At 34.2% G+C, this 17,649-nt stretch carries 21 protein-coding genes, 1 tRNA gene and 1 riboswitch; of the genes, 11 read left to right on the top strand and 11 right to left on the bottom strand.

Going from position 1 to position 17,649, the window contains the following annotated elements:
* The first annotated feature begins 20 nt into the window (after nucleotides 1–20).
* A complete protein-coding gene (locus tag HP569_RS04765) occupies nucleotides 21–611 on the top strand; it encodes a CotO family spore coat protein (protein WP_182200018.1) in 591 nt (196 codons plus the stop codon).
* Between the two features lie 58 nt (nucleotides 612–669).
* On the opposite strand, the gene HP569_RS04760 is transcribed toward HP569_RS04765, so the two are convergent.
* Nucleotides 670–1,122, bottom strand: coding sequence for a CotY/CotZ family spore coat protein (locus HP569_RS04760; protein WP_182200017.1), 453 nt, complete (start codon nucleotides 1,120–1,122; stop codon nucleotides 670–672).
* 201 nt (nucleotides 1,123–1,323) lie between these two features.
* Between HP569_RS04760 and HP569_RS04755 the strand changes: the two genes are divergently transcribed.
* The 3 genes from HP569_RS04755 to HP569_RS04745 all read left to right on the top strand — a co-directional run bounded on the left by HP569_RS04755 (nucleotide 1,324) and on the right by HP569_RS04745 (nucleotide 2,165).
* A complete protein-coding gene (locus HP569_RS04755; RefSeq protein WP_182200016.1) occupies nucleotides 1,324–1,581 on the top strand; it encodes a hypothetical protein in 258 nt (85 codons plus the stop codon).
* A gap of 70 nt (nucleotides 1,582–1,651) precedes the next feature.
* Nucleotides 1,652–1,825 carry a hypothetical protein gene (locus tag HP569_RS04750; RefSeq protein ID WP_182200015.1) on the top strand — a complete coding sequence of 58 codons (174 nt, stop codon included), beginning with the start codon at nucleotides 1,652–1,654 and terminating at the stop codon, nucleotides 1,823–1,825.
* Between the two features lie 55 nt (nucleotides 1,826–1,880).
* Nucleotides 1,881–2,165 (top strand): hypothetical protein, encoded by a 285-nt coding sequence (locus HP569_RS04745; protein ID WP_182200014.1) that lies wholly within the window; start codon nucleotides 1,881–1,883, stop codon nucleotides 2,163–2,165.
* 12 nt (nucleotides 2,166–2,177) lie between these two features.
* On the opposite strand, the gene HP569_RS04740 is transcribed toward HP569_RS04745, so the two are convergent.
* The 3 genes from HP569_RS04740 to HP569_RS04730 form a co-directional block, all read right to left on the bottom strand.
* Entirely contained in the window at nucleotides 2,178–2,855 is a 678-nt protein-coding gene (locus HP569_RS04740; protein WP_182200013.1) for a YetF domain-containing protein, read from the bottom strand.
* A gap of 67 nt (nucleotides 2,856–2,922) precedes the next feature.
* The gene (locus tag HP569_RS04735; protein ID WP_182200012.1) at nucleotides 2,923–3,351 is read right to left on the bottom strand and encodes a GNAT family N-acetyltransferase; all 429 of its coding nucleotides are present in this window, start codon (nucleotides 3,349–3,351) and stop codon (nucleotides 2,923–2,925) included.
* A gap of 187 nt (nucleotides 3,352–3,538) precedes the next feature.
* Nucleotides 3,539–4,129 (bottom strand): cell wall hydrolase, encoded by a 591-nt coding sequence (locus tag HP569_RS04730; protein WP_182200011.1) that lies wholly within the window; start codon nucleotides 4,127–4,129, stop codon nucleotides 3,539–3,541.
* Nucleotides 4,130–4,393: 264 nt separating this feature from the next.
* Here HP569_RS04730 and HP569_RS04725 point away from each other — a divergent pair.
* A tRNA-Val gene (locus HP569_RS04725) sits at nucleotides 4,394–4,465 on the top strand.
* A gap of 100 nt (nucleotides 4,466–4,565) precedes the next feature.
* Here the strand turns inward: HP569_RS04725 and HP569_RS04720 are convergent.
* Genes HP569_RS04720 through HP569_RS04705 form a run of 4 tightly spaced genes read right to left on the bottom strand, consistent with a single transcriptional unit; the run spans nucleotide 4,566 to nucleotide 8,532 of the window.
* Nucleotides 4,566–4,715 carry a hypothetical protein gene (locus HP569_RS04720; RefSeq protein ID WP_182200010.1) on the bottom strand — a complete coding sequence of 50 codons (150 nt, stop codon included), beginning with the start codon at nucleotides 4,713–4,715 and terminating at the stop codon, nucleotides 4,566–4,568.
* Between the two features lies 1 nt (nucleotide 4,716).
* Nucleotides 4,717–5,895 carry a Ger(x)C family spore germination protein gene (locus HP569_RS04715; protein WP_182200009.1) on the bottom strand — a complete coding sequence of 393 codons (1,179 nt, stop codon included), beginning with the start codon at nucleotides 5,893–5,895 and terminating at the stop codon, nucleotides 4,717–4,719.
* Nucleotide 5,896: 1 nt separating this feature from the next.
* Complete coding sequence (locus HP569_RS04710) at nucleotides 5,897–7,003, bottom strand: GerAB/ArcD/ProY family transporter (RefSeq protein ID WP_182200008.1); 1,107 nt, start codon at nucleotides 7,001–7,003, stop codon at nucleotides 5,897–5,899.
* Nucleotides 7,000–8,532 carry a spore germination protein gene (locus HP569_RS04705; RefSeq protein ID WP_182200007.1) on the bottom strand — a complete coding sequence of 511 codons (1,533 nt, stop codon included), beginning with the start codon at nucleotides 8,530–8,532 and terminating at the stop codon, nucleotides 7,000–7,002. Before HP569_RS04705 ends, HP569_RS04710 begins: the two co-directional genes overlap by 4 nt.
* A gap of 1,311 nt (nucleotides 8,533–9,843) precedes the next feature.
* Between HP569_RS04705 and HP569_RS04700 the strand changes: the two genes are divergently transcribed.
* The 4 genes from HP569_RS04700 (at nucleotide 9,844) to HP569_RS04685 (ending at nucleotide 12,159) form a co-directional block, all read left to right on the top strand.
* Complete coding sequence (locus HP569_RS04700; RefSeq protein WP_182200006.1) at nucleotides 9,844–10,350, top strand: antibiotic biosynthesis monooxygenase family protein; 507 nt, start codon at nucleotides 9,844–9,846, stop codon at nucleotides 10,348–10,350.
* A gap of 47 nt (nucleotides 10,351–10,397) precedes the next feature.
* The gene (locus tag HP569_RS04695) at nucleotides 10,398–10,949 is read left to right on the top strand and encodes a TVP38/TMEM64 family protein (protein ID WP_182200005.1); all 552 of its coding nucleotides are present in this window, start codon (nucleotides 10,398–10,400) and stop codon (nucleotides 10,947–10,949) included.
* An 89-nt stretch (nucleotides 10,950–11,038) separates the two neighbouring features.
* Entirely contained in the window at nucleotides 11,039–11,923 is an 885-nt protein-coding gene (locus HP569_RS04690; protein ID WP_182200004.1) for an RluA family pseudouridine synthase, read from the top strand.
* Between the two features lie 5 nt (nucleotides 11,924–11,928).
* Nucleotides 11,929–12,159 (top strand): excisionase family DNA-binding protein, encoded by a 231-nt coding sequence (locus HP569_RS04685; protein WP_182200003.1) that lies wholly within the window; start codon nucleotides 11,929–11,931, stop codon nucleotides 12,157–12,159.
* A gap of 90 nt (nucleotides 12,160–12,249) precedes the next feature.
* On the opposite strand, the gene HP569_RS04680 is transcribed toward HP569_RS04685, so the two are convergent.
* Both HP569_RS04680 and HP569_RS04675 read right to left on the bottom strand, forming a co-directional pair.
* Nucleotides 12,250–12,633, bottom strand: a complete 384-nt coding sequence (locus HP569_RS04680; RefSeq protein WP_182200002.1) for an SLAP domain-containing protein — start codon at nucleotides 12,631–12,633, stop codon at nucleotides 12,250–12,252.
* 109 nt (nucleotides 12,634–12,742) lie between these two features.
* On the bottom strand, nucleotides 12,743–13,705 hold the full coding sequence (locus tag HP569_RS04675; protein ID WP_281366432.1) for a S8 family peptidase: 963 nt from the start codon (nucleotides 13,703–13,705) through the stop codon (nucleotides 12,743–12,745).
* 205 nt (nucleotides 13,706–13,910) lie between these two features.
* On the opposite strand from HP569_RS04675, the gene HP569_RS04670 reads away from it, so the two are divergent.
* A complete protein-coding gene (locus HP569_RS04670) occupies nucleotides 13,911–14,972 on the top strand; it encodes a M42 family metallopeptidase (protein WP_182200001.1) in 1,062 nt (353 codons plus the stop codon).
* A gap of 43 nt (nucleotides 14,973–15,015) precedes the next feature.
* Here HP569_RS04670 and HP569_RS04665 read toward each other — a convergent pair whose 3' ends face one another.
* Nucleotides 15,016–16,206: a cation:proton antiporter gene (locus HP569_RS04665; RefSeq protein WP_182200000.1), complete on the bottom strand. Its 1,191-nt coding sequence runs from the start codon at nucleotides 16,204–16,206 to the stop codon at nucleotides 15,016–15,018.
* 207 nt (nucleotides 16,207–16,413) lie between these two features.
* Nucleotides 16,414–16,523: riboswitch (TPP riboswitch) on the top strand.
* 113 nt (nucleotides 16,524–16,636) lie between these two features.
* Between HP569_RS04665 and HP569_RS04660 the strand changes: the two genes are divergently transcribed.
* Nucleotides 16,637–17,635 carry an ABC transporter substrate-binding protein gene (locus HP569_RS04660; protein WP_182199999.1) on the top strand — a complete coding sequence of 333 codons (999 nt, stop codon included), beginning with the start codon at nucleotides 16,637–16,639 and terminating at the stop codon, nucleotides 17,633–17,635.
* Nucleotides 17,636–17,649 lie beyond the last annotated feature (14 nt).

Below are 17,649 nucleotides of genomic sequence, written 5' to 3'. Positions count from 1 at the left end.
TTTTTAAGGAGGAATGTTTTGTGTCTAGAAGAGGAAAGTCTACTAAGAGACGCCCGATGTTATATATTGATCAGCCTGATTTACAAGCCCCAACCCCTAATATGCAGGAGAATTATCATTCGCCTAAGCCCGAAAAATTATCTACAACCACTGTTTCTCAACCAACTAAACGCCCTAAATCTAGAAAAAGCTCAAAATCGAATGAACTAAAACAGACGGATAAACTCGATATACATGAAAATGAATCACCAGAAAATCACAATCTAGAAAATGATTCGATTGAAGAACCAATAGAACAAGAGGAAATACTTGAAAAAGCTGATGAAGAGAAAGATGAGGAAGAAGAAGAAAATGAAGCTAAAACGGTGAATCAATCACAGGAGAAAGTACCTTTTGCTGAAATGTCACTTATTGAGCAAGTGGATTATTTAGCTGCATCTCCAGGCTTTATGCCAAAAATTAAATGTGAGGTTATAACTGAAGATGAACGATTTAAAGGTATTATAAGAGAGAGGAAAGAAGAAACAGTTTATATTGAAACCTTTAAAAGACCAAGATATCACCAAATTTTATTACATGAAATTGCTTCTATTCGTTTGTTAGGATTTTAATAAAGTAGATAAAATGAAAAAGGCCTGATGTCAAAAATAACATCAAGCCTTTATTCATTTAAAATGCGCTAATTGCTGGTAGACAAGTAATGTGACAGAAACAATCTAAATCAACAGTAATACATACTCCTGTTACTTCTAAATCACTAGTATGTTGCTCGACAGGAGAGCGTGGATCTTTTTTAGGATCATTTTCTTCACGAAGTAGTTCTAATACAGCGCAGTTATCTTTGTCAACACTTTTCACTCTAAAGTAAAAGCTAGCAAAAGCATCTCCTAGATCATCTGCCGGAACGCCGTAGCCTTTAAAAGGTTTACAAGTTCCTTTGCAATATAAAATAACAGGTACAGTGTCTAGACCGTTAGAAGGACTTGTGTCGCCTAACAAATCTGCAATAGATTGCTCACAACTTGTTACGCAATCATTTAGTAAATCAGACTGCGCATCAGCAATTTCGCGAAGAATATCTGATACACAATTTCCTGAATCGTATTTACCTCCACATGTCATAACGATGAACTCCTTTCGATAAAATTAATGACTCATTCGTCACTTATAGCTTATGTACAGTTACAATGTTTGTGTAGGCATTCATCTGCTTACAAGTAAAAATAAGTAATTTATAAAAAACGGGCGTATGTCACAAACAAACTGAACCTAGTTACATAGACTAATAGCGACTAAGTCTTTAGTGAAAAGGAGTGAACTATTGTGTCAGAATCAAAAAAAGTGATACACGTGAAGGATTTAATCATAAAAGCAGATAATGTACATTTTGAACCTACCCAACAACGTACTGAGCGTGAGCGTCCACGACCATTTGATGCTTTCTTTGGCGTGAGAAGACGAGCAGATGAACATGTTGAGCCTGAACAAAAACTAGAAGCAGAAGAAGCAGAAGAAGTGGAAGAAGAAACTGATGAAAAAGAAGAACCAAGATCAGAGCGACGTCCATTTTCTTGGCTATAATACAGGAGAGATAGTACCACAAATGGGCTATCTCTTTTTTTATCGTATTAGAGAAGGGAGTTGAAGTTGTGTGAATAGCAAACGTTTATTAAATAATGTAGCTATTGTAGCGAAACATTTAGAGAAAAATGAAAGGTATTTTCGATATCCCGAAAAAAAGGTATTACCAATTATTAAAGAAACAGAAGAACACATGCGTTCGTTTGAAAAACAAATGTCTTCCTGGTCTAAATATTTTTCGTGAAATTAGGAATGTTATTTAGAAAATTGGGTATATAATTACTAAGGAGGAGTAGCTTATGGGTTATATACTACCAGTAACTAATTATCAATATAGTAATTATCATGCACGTGTGACACAGCCAAAGCGTGATCCATATCCAATTGAACAGTTATACCCCATTCAATTAGATATGGATTATCAGAAAAACATAGAGGATCAAGCAACAGACATTTCTGAATTAAGCACGAAGCATAAAAGACATAACGCAAAATCAGCATTAGCATCCGCGCATACAGCAGTGACAGAACAGACATATACAGACTTAACCGGAACAGGAAAGTTTGTTAATCAAGTCATATAAAAAGGAGAGAACTTACATCGTTTGAATAAGTAAGTTCTCTCCTTTTGTATATTCCGCATAAAATACGTCCTTATATGAATATACTTCTTGCTTCTTCAATTCTTCTATTAACCACTCTTTATTTTGTTTAATTTCCTTCAGGTTATCTTCAATGATTTCTCCGTCATTAATTAACATTCTAGATAATGTGACTTTCTCTGCAGGTAAATTTAGATCCAATCGTGTGGCTTGTTGAGCATATGTTTTTTTCAATACTGATACTGTTCCATCCGTTTCTAAAATGGCATATTGTACTTCACGAATAGAGAATGCATCTTTTGATCGCAACAGATGAAGTAATTGGTTCATGTCAAGCTTGCTTTTTGCCATTACTTCTCGATTAAGTTTTCCCTCATGAATGACAATAGAAGGTCTACCTTCCAGTAAGGAACGACTTTTTTTGAATTTTTGGGTTGCAATTTCCGTGACGTATAATAGTACACCCCATAATAATATTGCAAAACCAATACCAACAAGTCCAACATTGTCATCATATAAAGCATTACCAACTAATTCTCCCAAAATTAATGCGGAAATAAAGTCAAACGCAGTGAGTTGACGGATTTGTGTTTTTCCAAGTGCCTTTGTTAAAATAAACAATCCAACAAATCCAAATAATGATTCTACAAAAATATCTGGTACAAGTTGCATGATAATCCTCCCCAATTGACATTGCTAACTATTAGCATGGACAGCGAAGAATTATTTTATGCGACTTTTAGTTGAATAGCTGTTTTTCCATCATAACGTGTGGCATGTCTGCATCAAGAAACACACTAGATGCGGTTTGGTATCCAAGTTTAAGATAGAATAACTCCGCATGGGTTTGTGCACCTAGTTTGACTTTTCCAACGCCTTTTTGCAGCAGTGATTTTTCTATATGTAAAATAAGTTCTTTGCCTAATGATTGACCTCGAAATGCTTTGACCACACAAATCCGTTCTAGCTTAGCGTAATCTAATTCGATTCTGTAACGAGCGGCAGCAACAGGTTTATTATCTATGTACCCAACAAAATGTGTAGCTTGTTGATCTAAGCTATCTTTTTCGATCGCTTCTGGCACTTGTTGTTCATGAACAAATACATTCGTTCGAACCGAAAAAGCATCCTTTAATTGTTTTTTATTTTGTACCTCTACAATTTCCATGTAAGAATCCCCTTTTGCAGTAATATTGTTCCTTAGTATAACATGAGATCTTTTACTAAAAGAAATAAAAAGTGGAAAGCTAATTTAAATGAAACAATAATAAAAAAAACTCATTAGCACCATGGAAGAACGCCAATACGACGCTTAATTGTATTGGCGTTCAACAGATTAATGAGCTTTATTAATATTATTTTGCAAAGCGGTGATTACCAATCGTAGTCGTTACTTCTCTTGATAAAATCCAGTCACTTTTAGCAGTTCTCGGATTGTAAAAGTAAATCGATCCTTTTCCTTGCCCACGAAATGCAAGTGATTCTTGTACAGCACGTTTAGCAGAACTGTCAGCAGGTTGATTGATTGCACCATTTTTAACCGGTGTAAAAGCATAGTATCCGCCTGGTGAGCGTTCGTAAACGACTCCTTTTATCGTATTAGGAAAATCACGATGATCGACTCGATTTAGTACAACAGTTGCCACGGCAACCTTCCCAGCATAAGGTTCTCCTTTTGCTTCTGCATGAACAAGACGAGCTAATAAATCTACTTCTTGATTAGAAATACTAGTTGGCAACGTTAGTTTTTGTCCTGGATAAATCATCGTTCCTTTTAAATGATTTGTTTGTTGCAGTGCAGTTAAAGAAACACCATAGTAATTTGATATTTTCCATAGTGAATCCCCACTTTGAACAGTATGTGTAGCTGCACTTGCAATAGATGGTGTTAAAAATATTGTGAAAGATAGACCAATAGTTAATATGATTTTTTTAATGTTTTTCATGATAGCCTCCTTGTAATCTATGACTCTACTTCAAGGCTATCAGTTGTAACATACCCTTTCACTATCTAAAAAATGGAAGAATGCTAGAAGGATAGAATCCACAATGGATATCGAAAATACTGGTAATATATTCTGCAAGAAAAAATTGGTTACATACACAAGTTTAGCTATGCTTATAACAGCCAGATGACAAATTGTTTACAAACACTATTGACAACAGTTTGATACATGATTATGATAATAGTGCTACGGAATTAATAACGTGTCTCGTTAGCTCAGCGGGAGAGCACTTGCTTGACAGGCAAGGGGTCACTGGTTCAATCCCAGTACGAGACATTGTGAAAAACGACATTAAAAAGAAAAACATTCCCCATAAGCAGGTATAGGGAATGTTTTTTTGTCTACTCTGTTTTGTTGTAAACGTACAGGATAGAATTTAATCATTGTTTTTTATTTTCCAAGGTGGATCACCGTATTTGTGTAAATTTTGATTTATTTTATAAACAAAGTATGGAACAAAGTAAGATAAAATAACACATATAATAGCTAGATTTGATGGTAGACGCTCGACAACAGCATTCCACATGTTATCCCCCCTCTTTTTCAGAATTGTATAGTGTATTTCCAGAATGTTCTATTGTGACATCAACATCTACACTAATATCGCTTTGTCTAAAGTAGTTCTCGCCTGTATCCCAATTCTCTTTTATTGATTCCCAAAGTGTATAATGATGGTTACGAAGGTAAACATTTATTTTAAAAATATCAGTTTGTAATTCATTTTGAGCTTTCTCTATCGTTTGTTTAATTAAAGAGCTAATTTTTTTTACTAATTCCTCCTCGTATGCTTCTGAATTAGTAAATGGGTTATTCTTATCAGCTGTCTCTGATATAATCCCAGTCACTTCTACCTCTAATTGAAATTTTAGATTATTCTTTTTTTCATTGACTAAATTTATTTTACTTTTATTATCTATAAGCTCGGCAGTGAATTTGGTATCATCAGCTGAAATGGATATTGTGCCAGAATTAGCGTCACCTGTAATTATATTTCTTCCTTTTGTTAAAGTACCATTCAAAATGCCAACAATTCCCCCTTTTTTACCATTAAATACAGCGACACCATCATTTTCAATGCTTTCATCATCTAAAATATATAAGTAAGGCATAACAAAACTTAATTCCATTAATAAGTACTCGTTTAAATCACCAAGTCTTAGTGGATAAGATACTTCAGCACTTCGTTGATTTTCTAGTAATGTGCTTATGTACTCTGAGGGGAGTTTAACGTCTTCAGGTACTATTTCCAGTAAAGCATTTGCTTTTCCTTTTGATATAGCGACTTTAATACCTCGACGCATATCTTGTGTTCGAGTAAACACATCCAGAGATTTTTTAAACAAGTCTGGTTGCATGACGACTTCCTCTGAGAAAATAATTACTTCTAAATGTTCAGCAAACATGGTGCGATTTTCTTGTTTGGAGATTTTATTATTAATATCGAACAAATTGTCACCAGATTTTGATAAATTACGGTAAGCTTTTTGATTAGTAACTCCTTCTGAGGTAGTATTGATACCACTAGGTACAACAAGCTGATCAGTTAATCTCAACTGATAATCATTTTTTGTACTGTCATTAGCTAAATCAACAGCAACTCCATAAATGAAAGCTCGCTCCTCTAATTCAACACTATCCCAACAGCCAGTTAGTAACAGCAAGCTTAAAATATACAGAGTAATAAGGGGAGCATTTTGAATATGCATGTTATTTCACCCCTCTAATCATACGTAACAAGAACAAAAGAAGTGTTACACCTATTGACAAACCTAAACCTAAATAACCAATTACTCTTCCTGATAATCCAGTTTCATATGAATTTTTAGGTAAGCTACTAATAAAGTAAATGATAGGTGATAGTATAAAGACTATTTTTAGTTTAGTTACTTTTTTGAATAGCGACTGTAAAGCAAGCACTGCTACATCAAATGACATTGCACTTGTATTAAAAATGGCCATTATCCATATTGCAAAAAATAAAGAATCAAAACGATTAAAAAATTCACCCGGTAATTCGATATCTCTTGCCAATTCGATTACAGGAAATATTAAATTTGATGTTGCGATATTACCGAATACTAAAATGGTAATTATCAAAACAATTAAATGAGAAGCAATTACCCATAACACACCAATAATAGAAGCCTTAGATGTCTGTGTTGGTGATTTTATTAACGGAACATAAAACAATAGATATCCGAGCACACCAAAGCCACTAATTGTTAACATACTACGATAAGTAGTAACAAAATATCCATCTAGATTTGTTTGAAAAACAGGGAGCGCATTATTTATCTCTGTAAATCTAAAACTTAATAAAGCTAGTGCTATGATGGCAACAATAATAAATGGTAAGAATAAGGCATTAAGACGAAAAATGGCCGCTCGAGAACCAGATACGGCATATACAACTGCTAACAAAAAAACAAAACTAATAATTTCTATAGGTGTCTTATCAAATAGATATAAGTGTGAGATATTAGAAATTGCGCGTATTTCAAAAGAAGTAATAAATATGCCATGAAGAACAAAAAGTAGAGTTATGCCAATAGCAACAGGTTTGGATGCTAGTTTTGAAGCATATGTAATAAATGATTGACCTGGAAATTTAGAAGCTAATCGTACTGTTAACCATGTGAATAGGATAATAATGATGCCTCCTAATAATATAGATAAGACAGCATCAAGTCCAATAGTTGGTTGTGCCAACTTTCTAGGCATATATAGAATTCCTATAGCAATTGCCATAGAAGGTATTGCAATTAAGATATCACGGTCATGAATGGCTTCATAGCTAAGTTCTAACTTATTCATTTTGTTTGTCTCCTCTTCCTCTTATCCGTTACTTTCAAATAATTAGGGCGATTCATTAGCATCATTAAAGGAGATCGGATAACTAATCCTTTCCAATCTTTTATAAATAAAGGTGCAAAGGGTAAAGAATATGGAACACCAATGCTTTTTAAATTAACGATGTGAATGTTAATTACAATATAAACGAGAATAACTCCATACAGTCCAAACACAGCTGCTGCAATCATAAAGCAGAATCGCAATAAACGTAAGCTGATTGCCATACTATATTGTGGAGTTGTAAAAGATGCGATTGCTGTAAGGGCAGTAATAATAACCATAATTGGACTTACGATTCCTGCACTTACGGCTGATTCACCAATTACTAGACCGCCAACAATACCAATCGTTGACCCAATAATTTTAGGAAGTCTTATTCCAGCTTCATGTAAAATTTCAAAAGTTATCGCCATAATGACTACTTCTACGAAAGCTGGAAAAGGCACACCTTCACGTGAAGCTGCAATTGAGAATATTAATTTTGCAGGAAGCATTTCTGGGTGATAGGTTACAAGGGCAATATACAGACTAGGCAAAAAAATTGCGATAAAAGCTGTTAGATAACGTAATAATCTTAACGATGTCCCATTTAGCCATCGTTGATTGTCATCTTCTAATGAGTGAAAGGTTTCGACTAATGTTATTGGTGCAATAAGAACAAACGGTGTACCTTCTAATAAAATAACTACTTTTCCTTTTAACAGTGATTGAATTGCTCGATCCGGTCTTTCTGTATCACCTATTTGAGGAAAAGGTGATAAGAAGCTGTCTTGTATCCATTGTTCTACTTCACCTGAACTAAAGGCATAATCAGTATCAATACTCTTTAAACGTCGGTTAACCTCATTGACAATGTTCATATTTACAATTCCAGCTATAAAACTAACGACTATCTTTTGTTTCGATCGTCTGCCAATGTGGTGTGTTTCAAAACGTAAGTTAGGATCTTTGATATCTTGACGTATTAAAGATATATTCGTATTGATATCTTCTATAAATCCTGCTTTTGGACCTCGGATTAACCTTTCTGACTGCGGCTCTTCTATTGACCTATGCTCACCACTTGCAGTTCCCATTAATAGTACTGTGTCTGTTTCATTGATATATAGCGCTGTATTGCCAGATAAAATTCCAAAGGAAACATCATCTAATGTTTTTACTTTACTTATATCTGTAATCGCAATTATTTTTTGGTAAAGATAATCTAATAGATCTGTCTTTGTTTCAGTTTGATTAGATAGTATTTCTTTAAGAACATTATTTTGAACAAGTTGATTATCAATAAGTCCATTTATGTAGATGATGGCTGCCTTTTTACGCTGATTGCCCAATGTTAATTCTCGAATAATTAGATCACTTGGATTACCTAACATTTTTTTAATAATATTTATATTGTCTTCTAGATAATGACTAATCTCGATTGGGAATGAAGAGTTATCTTGAGATAATTCTTCATTTTTCTTATGATTAATTTTCGATTGCCTTTTCATAAAATCCCCTCTAAGATAAAAAAAGTATTAGTACATTTATTTCCTATCAACTATTTTTTATACTGATGGTTTTATAAAACGAACAATTAACTTATAAGCAATAAATTATATGGTGAATATTGCATTAAAGTTATAAAGCTATAAATAAATTTGGAATATTAGGATGAAGCAAGTGGTTGAAGAGTATTGGAATTGCTTTTGGAAGAACAAAGTGAAGATTAATCTGAGTGAATGTGTTAGTTGATAATTCGCGGATAAACCTGATTACCTGGTTGAATCAGTAATAAATGGATTGATCTGAAACTAATCTTATTAATTATATAGTCATAACTCAGTTGAATAAAATTTTACGAGTAAGTCAATCCGTTTCGATCTTATATCTTAAGAGAAAAGAAGGGAAAATGTTGAATAATAGTAATAACCAACAAACGCTAAGTATAGATCTAATCAAAATACCGAATGGTAAACTATTTAAAAGCAATATGGATACAACTAGAACCCATGCAAAAAACTACGCTTCCACGGGTTGCTTTTAACGTAGCACTACAATTCGGGCAGGTTATTTCAAACCTATTTTTCTTTTGTGATTTCAATTTAGTTTTATAGTCAATTTTTTCTGAGCAGTTATCGCAAGTCGTCATATTACCACTCCTTTGCAATATCGTACAAATATCTTGTATATAGTATATAGAGTGTGTAATTTTAGAACAACCATATTTATTATTTTTTACAAAAAGGTGGAACTGTATAATGAACAACGTTGAAACATCTGCTCTTAAAAAGGTAGTATTATCGTTGCTTGCAGTATTGGCGGTAATTATGACCGTAATAATCGTTAGAGATATTATCGTATATAATAGTCCGCTAATTTTATCAATATGGACATCTATTTTACTAATAATCAGTAATGCAGTATTGCTACTATTTTTTATTAAACGTAGAATGCTGTTTTTTGTGATATATCCGATTTGTGCGATTATTATTATTCTGGTAAGTTTAATGATTGATATCGTAACCTAAAATAAATGAATGTAAGCAGCTATATTCAGAAAAGTGGTTATAGCTGCTTTCTTTTTTAGTAATAAAGTAGATTCATTTTATATATACTTACTAAAAAAGCTTACATATTACCGTTACGCTACCATTAATGTGGTATAGCGCCGGATAATAGGTAAGCAATTTACTTTATTCTATCGGATGAAACGCGTTTCATAGCAAGCTAGAATTAAAAATCATTGTTTTTATTTTATTTTGTTCGGAAATTCAGATAGAATGACCTTGGAGAATCTAATCATCCAAAGGAGAACTACGATGTATATTTATATTTTTGATAAAAAGTCTACTTGCAAAATAGATGAACCAATCTTATGTTTGGTACAGCAAAGTAAAAAAGTGTACATGCTAGAAACAGAAGAAGCGATGCTTGATCAAAGCTTATCTAAAGACACGATAAAATATAAGGTGATTGACGGTGAATTACCTATAGATTATGATAAGGAAATGTATGTTGTGTTTAACCACATTCCAGTTTCCGAAGAAGGAAGAGAACAATTTGAAGTACGTTTCTTAAATCGTGCACGTAAGATTGAAGAGGAAGCAGGTTTTTTGGCTATTCGAGTTTGTCGTCCGGTAAACTTTGACACATATGTGATTATGACCTTTTGGAAATCTGAAAAAGCGTTTACCGATTGGCAACATTCGAAAGCATATAAGCAAGCACACAAAAAAAGAAGAACGGATGATGGAATCGATCAAAAGCGTCCAGATATTTTTCCTAGGCGTTCTTATCTAAACACCTATCATGTACAAAAAGAATAAAGATGCATATACTGTTTCATTAAAAAAGACGAGGAGGGAATCTCTGCATGGATGAAGTTAATCAATCCATCGAAGCATTTATCGACCATGCTGGATGGCTTGCGCCGGCCTTATTTGTGGTGCTGCACATTATTCGACCTATTTTATTCATTCCCGTAATCGTTATTTGTGTAGTGGGCGGAGTGGTTTTTGGCTTTGTGCAAGGTGCAATTCTTTCATTAATCGGATTATCGTTAATGAGCCTGATCTCATACAAAATTGTGTTTCGTCTTCCCAAACTGCACAGAAAGATCGCTGATTTAAAAGAGAAAATGTTTCAAGATCGAACAATCACCGTATCACAGGTAATGGTGTTGCGAGTGATGCCATTTGTTCATTTTCATTTGTTATCCTTTTATTTAATGGAGATGACCAAGAATATTAGGGAATATATGTATTATTCCATTTTAGGATTAATCGCACCCGCTATCATTTATACTGCATTTGGAGAAGCAATCTCTGCATTTCCGTGGTATATTACAATTTGTTTCTTTTTAATTTTAATCCTTATTTATTTCTTTATTGATAGAAGAAACAAAGTAAGAATGCACTTAAATTAATCAAAAGATAAGCGCCTTTACCCTTGTAATGGCGCTTTTTACATAGCATAATGAAGTTAATAAAAGAGATGACGGAGTGAAAATCATACATGACAAAGAAACGAAGTAAAGATCAATATATTTTTCAAGTCAAAGAAGAGAGTGAGTTATTACAATTTCTATTACAAAACCTCGATCAAGGTAGAAACCGGACAAAATCTATGTTGGCAAGAGGTCAAGTGCTTGTAGGTGAGAAAGCAGAAACACAATTTAATCGCAACCTTGTTCCAGGAGATACAGTTACGATTTTAAAGCATGCTGTTCCTACTAATAAGAATAAAGGAATTACTATACTACACGAAGATGACGATGTGATTGTTATCAACAAAGAGGCGGGATTATTATCTATTGCCTCATCAAAAGAAAAACAACAAACAGCATATCATCAGTTGATGGAACATGTGAAAATGCAGCATCCAAAGAATAGAATTTTTATTGTGCATCGTCTAGATCGAGAAACATCTGGTGTAATGGTATTTGCTAAGACAGAAAAGGTGAAAAGAAGCTTACAGGATCATTGGAAGCAAGTCGTCAAAAAAAGGACGTATGTTGCAGTTGTTGAAGGCCGTATATCCGAGCAACAGCAAACGCTTGTATCCTGGTTGAAAGAAACAAAGACACATAAAATGTATGCTTCAGCAAAGGATAATGGTGGACAAAAGGCAATCACACATGTTAAAAAGTTAGCTGCAAACAAAAAACACACCTTACTAGAGCTAGAACTAGACACAGGTAGGAAAAACCAGATTCGTGTACAGATGGAACAAATAAAGACACCGATTGTTGGCGACAAAAAATATGGTGCAGCAACAAACCCAATTGGACGTTTAGTTTTACACGCAAATGTGCTTTCATTTAAACATCCAATAACGAATAAAACATTGGAATTTAAAGTAGAAGTTCCAAGCGCGTTTTATCAACTTGTGAAGGAATGATATGTATGTATTTAACGATAAGTGAAGCGGCAGAATATATAGGTGTAACTGAAAAAGAGGTTAGGCAGTTAATTTTTCAACAGCGTATTCGTACGATTCATGATGGAGAGAATTATTTAATTAATAAAGAACAGTTTAATGAACACTTCAAACAGATGGAGCGGTATAAACAACAGATGCAGGAATTTTTAAGTGAGCCGATTCCAGAAGATATAGATGTTAAGGATGAAGATTAACGAAAATCTTAATTCATTTTCGATAGTTGTTAGATGAAAATAGATAGGAGCCCTATAACCTTTATTGGCTGTAGGGCTCTTTACTTTATGTTATTTCAGATAAATTGTTAAAGCCGGGTCTTCAAAACTAGGATCGTAATCAAAAGACTCTTTTTGGAAAATAAATGTCCAAGGCATACTTGTTTTTTCTTTAATCATTAATTGTGGAAAAGAAAAACATTGTTTAGCAATTACCTGTTCTTTTTCCACGTAATATACAGTTGTATTTGAAAACGTGAAAGTGACGTCTGAAAAATTATGGATTAATGCCATAATTAAATATTCACCTTTATGATTAACGGCTGTTCGAAACACACTAAAATGTATTTGATCTATACTGTTTTCACAAGTTTGATTAAATGTTGCATGAATTAATTGTTTGTCTTTATCACTAATCGTACGATTCCAAGCATCCTCAAAATGGAGTTCTTGCATCATTACAGCCTACTTTCTAATCTGAGCGTTAGTACAAGTATATCAAGAATGATAGAAAAAGTAGAATATTCTTATATGATTGGAGGGAAAACTAAAATAATTCAGGAGGTTATAATTGATATGCGCGCATTGTTAAGTTGTTAAAGGTTGTTGATAAGGAGTCTAATAACGTTAGATAGATTAATCCATTTCCTTCAAATCTCGTATCAAAACCAAGAGGAAGTGTACGTCTAATTAACTGAGCATATAATTCAATTTCTGTTAATTTACGATCAAACTGTTTACTAGTTATGTTTTTTATTAATGCTAATGCGCCTGATACGTGAGGGGCTGCCATAGATGTGCCACTTAATACAGCGTATCCACCATTTATATAGGTAGATGTAATATCTTCTCCAGGAGCTACTAGGTCAACTTTACTGTTTGAATTGGTAAAGCGCGAGGATTGGTGGTCCGAATCAATAGCACCAACACTGATGACTTCATTATAATAAGCGGGATAAGATAACTCATTGGTCTGGGTTTTTCCATCCCCTTCATTACCGGCAGCACAAACAATTGGAATATCGTGTTGCAATACAGCTTTTTTGATAACTTTGTGTAGTGCAGGTAAGTCTTCAACTCCTCCTAAGGACATCGATATAATGTCTACTTGTTGTGCAATAGCATATTTAATTCCTTTAATTGTCCAATCATATTCACCCTCACCGTTTTTATCTAGTACTTTAACGATCAATAAATTTACTTTAGGTGCAACGCCAACGACTCCGCGGTGATTCAAGCTAGCTGCTATCGTACCAGCCACGTGTGTACCATGTCCGTTATAGTCCTCGAAAATATGTTGGTTCCCACCATCATCTGTTGTAAAATTTCTTCCACCGATGATTCTGTTTGATAGTTCAATATGTTTTGTATCACATCCAGTGTCTAGTACTGCTATCGTAACTCCTTCACCTTTAGTCTCTGCCCAAATTTGTGGTGCTTGTATCATCTTCACACCTTTTGGAATTTCATTCGTTTTTTTCATTTGTTTGACAACTTTGAAATTAGCAAGATGCAATTTGTTATCCACGGACCATCCTCCTAATGAATCTTTATTTTTAATAACTTTATCGTAGCAAGAAAGAAGTAAATGCAGTAGAGGCATGTATAACAGATCAATGTAGGTTTCTGCCCGAATTTTAGATATGGAGATAGTTGTCGCTAGTTGAAAATAACGATAAGATAGACAGATAGATAAATACATTCCTAAAAAAGAAAAAAGAGGAGAATGCTTGATGTCAAAAACACAGGATATTAAAGAAACCGTACAACTAATTAAAGACTTAGTATCAATCCCAAGTCCATCTGGAAATACAAACAAAGTGATTCAATTTGTTAAAGATAAGTTAGTTCAATTGGGAGTACAAACTATCAAAAATAGAAAAGGTGGATTAATTGCAACCATACCTGGTGAAGACAATACAAAGCACCGTGTGTTGACTGCTCATGTAGACACATTAGGTGCAATGGTTAAAGAAATTAAATCAAACGGGCGTTTGAAATTAGATTTAATTGGTGGGTTTGCTTATCATTCAATGGAAGGTGAATATTGTGAGGTTGAAACATCCAATGGCACTGTAATTACAGGTACTATTTTGATGCATCAAACATCTGTGCACGTATATAAAGATGCCGGTTCAGCTGAAAGAAATCAAGCGAATATGGAAGTACGTATAGATGCAAAGGTGAAGGATGAGAAGCAAGTACGTGCGCTTGGGATAGAAGTTGGAGATTTTGTTTCGTTCGATCTACGTGTACAAGTTACTGAGAAGGGCTTTATTAAATCAAGACATCTAGATGATAAAGCGAGTGTTGCGATGATCCTTCAATTAATAAAAAGAATTAAACAAGAAAATATTTCATTGCCTTACACAACGCATTTTCTTATTTCAAATAATGAAGAAATAGGTTATGGAGGTAATTCGAACATCACACAGGAGACCGTGGAATATTTGGCAGTAGATATGGGAGCAATAGGTGATGGACAGCAAACAGATGAATATACTGTTTCTATTTGTGCAAAGGATTCAAGCGGACCTTATCATTATGGACTTAGAAAACATTTAGTTCAATTATGTACAGCACATCAAATCAATTATAAAATAGATATCTATCCATACTACGGATCCGATGCTTCTGCTGCTATAAAAGCGGGGCATGACATCGTGCATGGTTTAATCGGACCAGGAATAGATGCTTCACATGCATACGAACGTACACATGAAGATGCACTAATCGAAACGGAGAAGTTACTTTATCATTACGTTCAATCTCAATTAGTCGATTATGAATCTTGAATTAGAAATAACCATGCAGTTATCAAAAGCGATAACTGCATGGTTATTTAGACAGCTTTTTTGATAATGGATAAATACCGAAACTTTGGATAACTAACGAGAGCAAAACAACTGCAAATGAAATGGAGACGATGGAATCAATCTCTGGATTACTTGTTTGTTTGCTAAATAAACTTAAGATTAGAAAGATTGACATGGTACCTTTCAAACCTGCCCAAGATACGATGAAAGCCATTCGCCAGTTCGTATGTCTCCAATTTGAAAACAGTCTTGATGCACCTAAGATTATAATATATCTTATTCCAATTGTGATAAGAAAAGTAATGATCGCAAATAACCAATAGTCAAAAATTAAGTAATGTGTCATTTCTATTCCAATTAATAAAAATAGAAGAGATGTAATACTTAGCTCAACGATTTCCCAAAAGCTATTGAGAGATGTCTTGAATTTTGATTCATTTGTTGATTTTGCATATTCAAAACTTAACATAATACCAGCTGAGACCGTGGCTAATACGCCTGAGACATGGAAGAACTCGGCCAAATGAAAGCTTCCAAAAGCTAAAACAATGCTGAGCATAATTTGATAATCTCTGTGGTGTGTGTAATGAACGCCTTTACTCATTAGCCAACCTAAAATTATACCTAACCCTGCTCCTCCAACGGATACATACAAAAACTCTTCTAAGAAATCAAAAATATTAGGTGATGTTTGGTTAATAAACATACTACTTAGAACAGTAAAGACCACAATGCTTGTTCCATCATTCAACATAGATTCACCATCGACAACGGAGGCAATCCGCTCATCGTCTGTTGACTTTTTTAATATGGAAACGACAGACACTGGATCGGTTGGTGTTAGCATAGCTGCTATGACAAAACTACCTAACAAAGATAATGACGCTAGTGTATGACCAAACGCAAATATTGCACCACCTAACAATGCTACAGTTACAAGTAACCCAACTGTCGCTAAAAAAATGATTAAACCGAAATTACGTTTAAGAGACTTCGGTGAGAATTGATAAGCAGACACAAATAATAATGGTGGGAGGAATACATTGTAGATCATATCGCTCGTAATTTCGACAGAAGAGAAATAAGGGATAAATGATAAAACGATCCCTGTTAGTAATAGTACAGTCGGAACAGGGAAATTCTCTTGTTTTTTATCTAATGTAAAAATAATAAATCCAATTAATAGTAGCCAAATAAGATGCCCAATCTCCATTGTGTTCCCCTCCTAAACGTATAATACCTTCTTTCTTGAAAAGTTAAACGTAGCAAACAAATAAAAGCAATAAACAATATTTTACATATGAAGATTTTTGAATGGGATAAAAATGAGCACAGCAACAAAAAAAGAATTTTCGAAAAATAGAACTTGCAATACATTTACTTATATGGCAAAGTGAAGAGTGTAGACAATTAAATAGGTTGTTTCATGTGGGGGGACCGGTGTTGCCGGTTGAGATTGTATCCAAAAGATACTGACCCTTGGAACCTGATCTGGCTGAGACCAGCGTAGGGAACATATCTAAACACACGTAAATCATCATTGATATGATTAGATATGCACGCTATAGCTCTCGCTAAGCGTGCTTTTTTATTTCGTGTTGTATTATATGTTCCTCTAAAAATTTTAAAAGGGGGAATTTTTTATGTTAAGAAAGTTTAGTTTGTTAGCTTTTATCGTTTTGCTTTTCGTTACGGCCTGTGCAAATGAGGGCGATCAAGAAACAGAAACAGATGGTTCACTAGAAAAGGTGAAAATGGTTTTGGATTGGACACCAAATACGAATCATACTGGTTTCTACGTTGCACAGGAAAAAGGTTATTTTGAAAAAGAAGGCTTGGATGTTGAAATTACCTTACCAGGTGAATCTGGTGCAAATCAAGTAGTTGCTTCAGGAAAAGCAGCATTTGGTATTAGTGCACAAGAACAAATAACAGAAGCGAGAATACAAGATATCCCGATTGTGTCCATCGCCGCAATTATTCAGCATAACACATCTGGATTCGCTTCCCCAGCTGATAAGGATATAACATCACCAGCTGATTATGCTGGAAAAACCTATGGTGGTTGGGGTGCACCAGTAGAAATAGCGGTACTTGATTCATTGATGAAACAAGAGAATGCTAGTGTTGAGGACGTAAATATTATTAATGTGGGCAATACAGATTTCTTTACTTCGGTAAAACGTGATATCGATTTTTCATGGATATATTACGGTTGGACTGGTGTAGAAGCTGAATTACGTGGAATGGAATTAAATATGCAATACTTGACGGATTATTCGGACAAGCTAGATTACTATACGCCGGTAATCACAACGAATGAAACATTGATAGAAGAAGATCCAAAAAAGATTGAGAAATTTATGCGTGCCGTTTCAAAAGGATATCAATTTGCGATTGATTATCCTGAAGAGTCAGCTGATATTTTAATAGAAGCTGTACCTGACTTAGATGCTGAGTTAGTAAAAGCAAGTCAAAACTGGTTATCTCCAAAGTATCAAGCAGATGCAGAAAAATGGGGCGTGCAAGATGTAAAGGTTTGGCAGGATTATGCATCATGGATGTATAAGAATGATTTGTTAGATAAAGAGTTAGACGCTGAATCAGCATTCACTAATCAATTTTTACCTGAAATAAAATAATGATATAAAGAGAG

The sequence above is a fragment of the Paraliobacillus salinarum genome, assembly GCF_014083865.1.
GTDB classification, from domain to species: Bacteria; Bacillota; Bacilli; order Bacillales; family Amphibacillaceae; genus Paraliobacillus; species Paraliobacillus salinarum.
The sequence above is the reverse complement of the archived record's forward strand: the minus strand, read 5'-3'. Positions and strand labels throughout refer to the sequence as shown.